Origin of the sequence: Streptomyces boncukensis (genome assembly GCF_011045075.1) — a bacterium.
GTDB classification, from domain to species: domain Bacteria; phylum Actinomycetota; class Actinomycetes; order Streptomycetales; family Streptomycetaceae; genus Streptomyces; species Streptomyces boncukensis.
The window spans coordinates 1-3,519 of the sequence record NZ_JAAKZZ010000655.1 but is presented as its reverse complement, the minus strand read 5'-3'; the positions used below and the strand labels follow the sequence as shown (position 1 = coordinate 3,519).

General features: G+C 74.1%; 4 protein-coding genes. 2 read left to right on the top strand and 2 right to left on the bottom strand.

Translation table 11 applies throughout. The annotated features are described in order from the left end of the window. On the top strand, nucleotides 1–681 hold a 681-nt coding region (locus G5C65_RS33775), incomplete at its 5' end, for a fumarylacetoacetate hydrolase family protein (protein WP_165302873.1). 29 nt (nucleotides 682–710) lie between these two features. Here the strand turns inward: G5C65_RS33775 and G5C65_RS33770 are convergent. Then, a complete protein-coding gene (locus tag G5C65_RS33770; RefSeq protein ID WP_165302872.1) occupies nucleotides 711–1,802 on the bottom strand; it encodes a Gfo/Idh/MocA family oxidoreductase in 1,092 nt (363 codons plus the stop codon). A gap of 43 nt (nucleotides 1,803–1,845) precedes the next feature. Beyond that, complete coding sequence (locus G5C65_RS33765; protein ID WP_165302871.1) at nucleotides 1,846–2,625, bottom strand: HAD-IIA family hydrolase; 780 nt, start codon at nucleotides 2,623–2,625, stop codon at nucleotides 1,846–1,848. Between the two features lie 197 nt (nucleotides 2,626–2,822). Between G5C65_RS33765 and G5C65_RS33760 the strand changes: the two genes are divergently transcribed. Next, nucleotides 2,823–3,446, top strand: a complete 624-nt coding sequence (locus G5C65_RS33760; protein WP_165302870.1) for a hypothetical protein — start codon at nucleotides 2,823–2,825, stop codon at nucleotides 3,444–3,446. The last annotated feature ends 73 nt before the right edge of the window (nucleotides 3,447–3,519 follow it).

The window sequence follows — 3,519 nt, the reverse complement described above, 5'->3', positions numbered from 1 at the left end:
GGCGGGGACGGCCCGCGGACCGGGGCGCCGCTCGCCGGGATCGGCAAGATCGTGTGCATCGGGCTGAACTACCACGACCATGCGCGGGAGACCGGCGCCCCCGTGCCCGAGGAACCGATCGTCTTCATGAAGGCGCCGGACACCGTCGTCGGCCCGCAGGACACGGTGCTGATCCCGCGGGGCAGCCGGAAGACCGACTGGGAGGTCGAGCTGGCGGTCGTCATCGGGCGTACGTCCCGCTGTCTGGAGTCGCACGAGGAGGCGCTGGCCGCGGTCGCGGGGTACGCGGTGGCGAACGACGTCTCCGAGCGCGCGTTCCAGATCGAGCGCGGCGGCCAGTGGGACAAGGGGAAGAACTGCGAGACGTTCAACCCCCTGGGCCCCTGGCTGGTGACGGCTGACGAGGTGCCGGACCCGCAGGCGCTGGGCCTGCGCCTGTGGGTGAACGGCGAGCTGCGGCAGGACGGCACGAGCGCCGAGCAGATCTTCCCGGTCGCGGAGGTGGTGCGGTATCTCAGCTGGTTCATGACGCTGTATCCCGGGGACGTGATCAACACCGGTACGCCTGCCGGGGTGGCGATGGGAATGGCCGAGCCCAAGCCGTATCTGCGTGCGGGCGATGTGATGGAGCTGGAGATCGAGGGGCTCGGAAGACAGCGCCAGGTCCTCGAACCGGCGTGAGGGCCCGGGGCGCCGCCCCCCGGGCGGGCTCAGTCGGGGAGGGAGACCGTGGAACCCGTTCTCGCGGAGGTGCGGGCCGCCTCCAGGACGCGGAGGGCGGCCGTCGCCTCCCACGCCGTGACCGGCGGGGGCGTGCCCTCCCGGAGGGCGACGGCGATCGCGTCGTAGTAGGCCGGGTAGGCGCCGTCCCGGGTGGGGACGGTGCGGGTCTCGTCCAGGGCGCCGAGGGCGCCCCAGGCGAACTCGGGCTCCACCCCCCACGGCATCCCCCGCGCCGGCCGGGCGCCCTCGCGCAGGGCCGCCTCCTGGGGGTCGAGGCCGTACTTCACATAGGCCGCCGCGCTGCCCAGGACGCGGAAGCGGGGGCCGAGCTGCGCTGCGGTGGCGCTCATCCACAGATGGGAGCGGACGCCGCTCGCGTGGCGGAGGGCGACGAAGCTGTCGTCGTCGGCCTCGGCGCCCGCACGGCGCACGTCGCTCTCCGCGTAGACGGAGACGGCCGGGCCGAAGAGGGTGAGCGCCTGGTCGACGAGGTGGCTGCCGAGGTCGTAGAGCAGGCCGCCGACCTCGGCCGGGTCGCCCGACTCGCGCCAGCCGCCCTTGGGCTTGGGGCGCCAGCGCTCGAAGCGGGACTCGAAGCGGTGCGGCTCGCCGAGCGCGCCCTCGTCGAGGAGCGCGGCCAGGGTGCGGAAGTCGTTGTCCCAGCGGCGGTTCTGGAAGGGGGAGAGCAGCAGGCGGCGCTCGTCCGCGAGCGCCGCCAGCTCCCCGGCCTCGGCGGCGGTCGCGGCCAGCGGCTTGTCCACGACGACGGGGAGCCCGGCCTCCAGCGCCCGCCGGGCGAGGGCGACATGGCTGCGGTTCGGGGTGGCGACGACGACCAGGTCCAGCTCGTCCGCCCGGTCGAACAGCTCGTCGGCGGTCGCGGCCACCCGTACCCCGCCGCTGTCCGGCCCCCCGGCGGTGCGGGCCTGCGCCTGCCGCTCGGGGTCGGAGGTGACCACGGTGTCCAGGGCCAGCCCCGGCGTGGTCGCGATGAGGGGGGCGTGGAAGACGGAACCGGCCAGACCGTAGCCGAGCAGCCCGACGCGGAGGGGGGTGACGGTGGCGTCCATGCGTGTCATGGCCCCACCTTCGCAAACCGCTCCCGGGCCCGCGTACCGGACCTCAGACGCGGTCGACCAGGTCCGCGATGGAGTCCACCACGTGGGTCGGGCGGAACGGGTGGCGGTCGACGTCCGCCTTGTCGGTGAGCCCCGTCAGCACCAGGAACGTCTCCATCCCGGCCTCCAGCCCGGCCAGCACATCGGTGTCCATCCGGTCCCCGATCATGGCGGAGGTCTCCGAGTGGGCGCCGATGGCGTTCAGCCCGGTCCGCATCATCAGCGGGTTCGGCTTGCCCACGAAGTACGGCTCCTTCCCGGTGGCCTTGGTGATCAGCGCGGCGACGGAGCCGGTCGCCGGGAGCGCCCCCTCGGGGGAGGGGCCGGTGTTGTCGGGGTTGGTCGCGATGAACCGGGCGCCGTCGTTGATCAGTCGGATCGCCTTGGTCAGCGCCTCGAAGGAGTAGGTGCGGGTCTCGCCCAGGATCACGAAGTCCGGGTCCGTGTCGCTGAGCACATAGCCGATATCGTGCAGCGCCGTGGTCAGCCCGGCCTCGCCGATGACGTACGCGGTGCCGCCGGGGTGCTGGTCGTCCAGGAACTTCGCGGTCGCCAGCGCCGACGTCCAGATGCTCTCCACCGGCACGTCCAGTCCGATCCGGGAGAGCCGGGCGTGCAGGTCGCGCGCGGTGTAGATGGAGTTGTTCGTCAGGACGAGAAAGGGCCTGCCGGAGTCCCGCAGCTTCCGCAGGAAGGTGTCGGCGCCGGGTACCGGGACCCCCTCGTGCATCAGCACCCCGTCCATGTCGGTGAGCCACGATTCGATGGGTTTGCGCTCTGTCATGGGTGCGGACTCCTGCCGTACGTGGGGACGCGTGGGAACTGACGAGGTGACCACATGCTATTCACTCGCCCGCGCGAACCGCGTGCCGGTGAGCGGCACCATCCGGAGTAGCGCCCGCCGCATCTGGGCTCTCCCCGGATGCGAAGGGCCACCGTGCCCGGGAACGTCGGAGTACCGCGGTGATCCGGAGGTTCCCCATGGCTCGCAACGCTGTCCCGGTCCGACGCCGGGCCCGCCACCAGGCCGCACCGCCGCGCGCCGTGCCGCGGCGCGCGGTACCGCTGGCCGTGCTGGCCGTGCTGGCGGTGCTCGCGCTCGGCGCAGCACCCGGGCAGGCGCCCCCGCGCGGCGAGAAGGACCCCGTGGCCACCGTCCGGGTCACTCCCTCGGCAGTGGCACCGGGCGGCCGTCTCGACCTGAGCACCGGTGCCTGCGACGGGCAGACCGGGGCCGTCGCCTACGCGGACGCGTTCGAGAAGGACGTGGGGCTGAAGCCCGAGGCGGACGGCGACCTGGCCGGCCGGGCGCGGATCCGCTCCTCCGCCGCGTCCGGCACCCACACCGTGACCGTCGACTGCACCGGCCGGCCGGGCGCGGCCGAGGGCGAGTTCACGGTGGCCGCGCCGGCGTCGCCGTCCGGTACCCCCTCGCCCACGGCGCCGGTGCGCGCGGGCGGTGGCGGTACGGCGGACGAGCACGAGGACGCGGGCGGCGGGTCCGTCGCGGGCGGCGGGGCCGTGTTCGGCGTCGCGCTGCTGGCCGCGTTCGGCGTGTACCTGCTCCGCAGGCGGCGCGCTTCCGGCTCGTTGGGCGACGGGTGACTGGTGAGCACACGACGGGCCGGAGGACAGCGGACCCGGGGGTGGGAACGGGAGCGCGAGCCGGAGCGGGGCG